Origin of the sequence: Chitinophaga hostae (genome assembly GCF_018224885.1) — a bacterium.
In the GTDB taxonomy this organism is placed as follows: Bacteria; Bacteroidota; Bacteroidia; order Chitinophagales; family Chitinophagaceae; genus Chitinophaga; species Chitinophaga hostae.
The window spans coordinates 556041-562040 of sequence record NZ_JAGTXB010000004.1; the positions used below are offsets into that span (position 1 = coordinate 556041).

Annotated in this window: 4 protein-coding genes; all 4 read left to right on the plus strand. The window is 45.8% G+C overall.

Features of this window, described 5'->3' with window-relative positions; genetic code table 11:
* Positions 1-58 precede the first annotated feature (58 nt).
* Entirely contained in the window at positions 59-1324 is a 1266-nt protein-coding gene (locus KE626_RS11880; RefSeq protein ID WP_211973107.1) for a metallophosphoesterase, read from the plus strand.
* Positions 1325-1437: 113 nt separating this feature from the next.
* Positions 1438-2346: a TorF family putative porin gene (locus KE626_RS11885; protein ID WP_211973108.1), complete on the plus strand. Its 909-nt coding sequence runs from the start codon at positions 1438-1440 to the stop codon at positions 2344-2346.
* Positions 2347-2456: 110 nt separating this feature from the next.
* Positions 2457-3068: a porin family protein gene (locus tag KE626_RS11890; RefSeq protein WP_211973109.1), complete on the plus strand. Its 612-nt coding sequence runs from the start codon at positions 2457-2459 to the stop codon at positions 3066-3068.
* A gap of 342 nt (positions 3069-3410) precedes the next feature.
* Complete coding sequence (gene lon, locus KE626_RS11895) at positions 3411-5813, plus strand: endopeptidase La (protein WP_211973110.1); 2403 nt, start codon at positions 3411-3413, stop codon at positions 5811-5813.
* Positions 5814-6000: the final 187 nt, after the last annotated feature.

Here is a 6000-nt window from a genome sequence, read left to right on the forward strand (position 1 = left end):
GACCAGTCATATTGTGTTAAATTGCTTCATTATTACATATCTATATTAAATTTCTATAATGCGACCCGGACTCAATTCCGTCATTCTGATTGTTTTCCTTCTGTTACTGGATATCTATGTTTTCCAGGCTGTTAAAGCCATGGTGTATATGTCTGCTCCCAGGGTAAGAACTATTACCTACTCCGTTTACTGGTTTATATCGGTCACCTGCCTGGTAATGATCGCCTTATTGCCCTATCTCAACTGGCATAACTGGCCTCCCACGCTTAAATCATACCTCATGGCCCTTTTTATGGGTCTGGTACTGGCAAAGCTGCTGGTAACGGTATTTCTGTTGATCGATGACATCAGGAGAGGTGTGGTATGGGTCATCCGCCAGTTTGCCGGCGCACCTGCGGCTGAGGTTTCCAGCGCCGTGAGCGGGTTAACCCGTTCCCAGTTCCTGAGCCGGCTGGGGCTCATTACCGGCGGCACCCTGTTTGGCACCCTGATATACGGCTTCTCCAATAAATACAACTACCGGGTCCATAAAATGAAGCTGGCGTTTAAGCACCTGCCGGCCTCATTTAAAGGGCTCCGCATTGTACAGATCTCCGACATTCACTCCGGCAGCTTCGCCAACCGTGAAGCGGTACAGAAAGGGGTAAAAATGATCCTGGATCAAAAACCCGACCTGGTGCTGTTTACCGGCGACCTGGTCAACGATCGCGCTGATGAAATGGCCAACTGGATGGATGTATTCCGGGAAGTGAAAGCGCCCATGGGCGTGTTTTCTACCCTGGGCAACCACGACTATGGCGACTATTTCCCCTGGCCCGATAAAACGCCCAACGGGTACAGCGCCATGCAGCATGAAAACCTGGATCGCCTCAAGGCGCTTCACGGAGAGCTGGGCTGGAAGCTGATGATGAATGAAAACGTGGTGCTGGAGCGCAGCGGAGAACAGATCGCCCTGCTGGGTGTGGAAAACTGGAGCGCTATTAAACGTTTTCCCCGTTATGGTGACCTGAAACGCGCGTACGAAGGCGTAAGTCATATTCCTTTCAAGATCTTATTATCGCACGACCCCACCCACTGGGATGCACAGGTACGTACCGAATACCCCGATATTGCGCTGATGCTGGCCGGTCATACCCATGGTATGCAGTTCGGCGTGGAAATACCCGGGTTGAAATGGAGCCCGGCGCAGTACTTCTATAAAGAATGGGCGGGTTTATATAAACAGGGCGAGCAATTCCTGTATGTGAACCGCGGGTTTGGTTTCCTGGGTTACCCGGGAAGGGTAGGCGTATTACCGGAAATTACCGTGATCGACCTGGTATAAGGAAGGTTGACCGACAGAAAACCAGTGTTTAACCGCTTATTCGCCCCGTTCATGGGATCGGGGTGTTGAAATGGCGAATTACACTTATATTGCGGCTACGTACTTATTAAAACATGCGCCTATACTTCTTAACTATCCTGTTGTTATGTAGCCGTATTGCAACAGGGCAAACTTTAGCAGAGCTGGAAAAACAGCTTGATTCGCTGTTACAGAAACAGCAAAAAAGTGAAGTAGTGGCCGGTATCGGGTATGGTAATAATCCCGCTTATGGCAGTAAAGTTACCAACTTCGAGTTACCTGTTGTGTTGAAAACATTTGTAGCGCCGTCGCTGAGTTATTATCATAAAAGCGGTTTCTATACAGGCGTTAGCGCATATTATCTTTTTAATTCCAACAACAACCCATGGTTTGAATGGGATTTCACTGCCGGATACGACTATACGAAAAACAATAATTTCCTTACGGGGATTTCTTATACCCGTTATATATTTACAGATTCCAGCGATGTACCGGCCACGCCGATCAAGAACGAGGTATTTGCCTACTTTTACTATCGTAAATGGTGGCTGGAACCCGGAATAAGTGTGGATTATGGTTGGGGAAAAGATGTTTCCAAAGGAGCGCATATCCGTGAGACCCTTCGTGGTAATGATTTTAATGTGATTGCATCTGTACGGCATCCCTTTATTTTTTCCGGAGTGGTTGGCAGAACAGATGTGTTATTGTTCACACCATCGGTTAACCTCACGATGGGTACCGCCAATTATTACAGCAACCTTAAAGCTTTCCAGTATATTACCCGGTCGCCCAAAATAACCGAGCTGAAAAAACATCCGGGAAGAGAACTGAATTTCGAAGATCATACCTCTTTTGAACCCCGCGCGGCCGATATTACCATGAGTGTATCCTATTTTGTAGGCCGGCTTAATCTCGCGCCCTCCTTCACTGTTTTCAGGTCTTTCACCGGTACGGACCAGGGAATTATGAGTTATTTTACCGCCCGCATGGCCTACAGTTTTTAGTTTCTTTAACAAATAGCACGGAATTTGTATTTACGCGGTCGTAAATAGGAAATAGGGGTATCGTTTACCTGGAACGTCTATATTTTAACCATTACTAACAATACATTATTATGAAAAAACTGTTTTTAGCCGTAGCAGTGCTGACGATGGCTGCTGTAACAACTGTTAATGCTCAGACCAGCAAATTCCTGCGCTTTGGTGTTAAAGGTGGAGCCAACCTTGGAAAGCTTGACGGAACCGGTTTCCAGGATGGATTTAAACTGGGTTACCACCTCGGTGGTTTTGCCCAGGTAAACCTTGCAAAAGGATTTGGTGTTCAGGGAGAAGTCATCTTTTCGTCTACCAAAACTGAAACAACAGACAATTTCAGTGACATTTACAAGAACGCAAGTACTGCCGACAACCGTAAGAAAATCAGCCTGAATTATTTGAGTATTCCGTTACTCGCCAATATTGACCTGGGTACGCCACGTTTAAAACTCCAGGTAGGTCCTCAGTTTGGTGCTATGGTAAGCGACAGGAAAGTATTGGGCGCTGCCAAAGAGGCTTTTAAAGGTGGTGAAATTTCCGGTGTAGCCGGTTTATGGCTGCAATTACCAATTATTAACATCAGTGCCCGTTATATCGTTGGCTTCAATGACGTGAAAAACTTTAGCGATGCAGCGAACACCAGCAACTGGAAAAACCAGAGCATACAGCTGGGTGTAGGGGTAAGCTTCTAACAGCTTTTAGCCATTAGCTTTTAGCTTTTAGTTAAATGCAGCGGACCAGCGGTTAGCTTTTAGCAAGTATATAAAAGGCAGGGGATAGATATCTTTATATCTGTCCCCTGCTTTTTTGTTAAGGGATGTTAAGGATTGGTGATAGAAAACTGAAAGTGGTAACTTCATCTTCCCTGCATTTGGCTAACAGCTAACAGCTAATAGCTAACCGCTAACCGCTGGTTCGCTCCCTGCCGAATCGTCACTTGGCATTAAACTTGACAATATAGGGATACATAAAAAAAAGAGGACTTATACAGGCTTGTCTGACAGAATGTCCTCATGAGGCTTTAAATATCTCAGATGAACAGATTTTATTTAGGAAATTCGGAAGATGAAATGGAGTTCATGCCTATTATCCCTTTGAATGAAGATGGGGAAGGACAGGAGGATGAAAAGATTCCCGATGAACTGGCATTATTACCATTACGAAATACGGTATTGTTCCCGGGTGTTGTGCTGCCAATTACGGTAGGCCGGGATAAATCTATAAAAGCGGTGAATGACGCCTACAAAACCGACAAATCGATCGGTGTGGTAGCGCAAAAGGACAGTACGATTGAAGATCCGGCTGTGACGGATCTGACTGATGTGGGAACAGTGGCGCGTATTGTAAAGCTCATTAAAATGCCCGATGGTGGAACAACCATCATTATCCAGGGCCGTAAACGCTTTAAGATAGATGAAATTGTAACGGAAGATCCTTACTTCAAGGCCCGGATCAGCGTATTGCAGGATGAAGCTGCAGAAGACGATTCTGAATTTGAGGCTTACATATCTTCTATCAAGGACCTGGCTGCACAGATCATCCAGTTGTCGCCTAACCTGCCCTCAGAGGCCAGTATTATTTTGAAGAATATCGAAAACCCATCCTTCCTGGTGCATTTCGTTTCTTCCAATCTTAATTCTGATCTGAAAGACAAACAGCAGTTGCTGGAAATTAATAACCTGCGTACACGTGCAGAGTTGTTGATGAAATTGTTACAGACGGAATTGCAGCTGGCCGAGCTCAAAAACAAAATCACCAATAAAACCAAGGCCGACCTTGACAAGCAGCAGCGGGATTATTTCCTGCAGCAGCAGATGAAGTCGATCAAGGAAGAACTGGGTGGTGACGCCAATGACAGGGAGCTGAAGGAAATGAAACGTAAGGCAGAAGAAAAGAAATGGCCTGCTGCCGCTGCTGAAGCTTTTGCCAAAGGAATCGAGAAACTGGAGCGTATGCATCCCAGCACGCCCGATTACAGCGTGGTGTATAACCACCTGGATCTGTTGCTGGATCTGCCATGGGGCGAGTATACCACTGATAGCTATGACCTGAAGAAGGCGAAAAAGGTATTGGATCATGACCATTATGGCATGGAAAAAATTAAAGAACGCATACTGGAATACCTGGCAGTGCTGAAACTGAAAGGGGATATGAAATCGCCTATCCTGTGTTTTGTTGGTCCTCCGGGAATCGGTAAAACCTCGCTGGGACGCTCTATTGCCAATGCCGTTGGCCGTAAGTATGTTCGTTTGAGCTTAGGTGGCTTACATGACGAAAGCGAAATCAGGGGACACCGCAAAACCTATATCGGCGCTATGCCGGGCCGGGTGGTACAATCGATCCGTAAGATCAAGTCTTCCAACCCGGTAATGATCCTGGATGAAATAGACAAGATCGGCAACGATATGCGCGGCGATCCAAGTTCCGCTTTACTGGAGGTATTGGACCCCGAGCAGAACAGCACTTTTTATGATAACTACCTGGAGCTGGAATTTGACCTGAGCAAGGTACTGTTTATTGCTACTGCCAATAATATCAATTCTATTCATCCTGCGCTGCGCGACAGGCTGGAAATTATTGACCTGAGCGGATATTCCATTGAAGAAAAAGTAGAGATTGCCAAAAGGCACCTGTTGCCCAAGCAAAAGGATGCTCATGGTTTAAAAGATACAAAGGTAAAGATCGGTAACGGTGTTATTGAACAGCTCATCTCTGATTATACCCGGGAGAGCGGTGTGCGTGAACTTGACAGGCAGTTTGCCGCTATCATGCGTAACATGGCTAAACAGGTAGCCATGGAAAAGGCATTGCCGGATACCTTGACAGATGCCGACCTGCAAAAGATATTGGGCAAGCCCCGGTACTCTAATGAGATCTATAAGGTAGGTAATCCTCCGGGCGTGGCTGTAGGACTGGCATGGACGTATGTAGGAGGGGATATCCTGTTTATAGAAAGCAGCCTGAGTGAAGGTAAAGGCGATCTGAAACTGACGGGTAACCTGGGCAATGTAATGAAAGAATCGGCGGTAACTGCTTTGAGCTATCTGCATTCACATGCAGCAGAGCTGAAACTGGATCCCAAATTATTTGCCACGAAGAGTATTCATGTGCATGTGCCTGAAGGGGCCGTGCCTAAAGACGGGCCAAGCGCTGGTATTACCATGCTTACGGCATTAGCTTCTGTATTTACCGGTCGTAAGGTAAAATCCTACCTGGCAATGACCGGTGAAATTACGTTGCGTGGACAAGTATTGCCGGTGGGTGGTATCAAAGAAAAGATACTGGCAGCCAAAAGGGCAGGTATCCGGGAAATAATCCTGTGCTGGCAAAATGAAAAAGACATTAAGGATATTAATCCATCTTATATCAAGGGGATGAAATTCCATTATGTACGTCAAATGAACCAAGTACTGGAAATTGCGTTATTAAAGAAGTAAGCGTGTAACATTGCTGCCAGTCATGACGGCAAACTATATACAGTTTATATCGGTTTTGTTGTGACCCCGGTATAAACGCATGTTGATTGTTTTAAGGGTTAAAGGCTGACCAAAAAGTAAAATACACTTTTGGGTCAGCCTTTTCTTTCTGCTGACAAATTTTGAGGCGCTTATCAGGTATATTCCA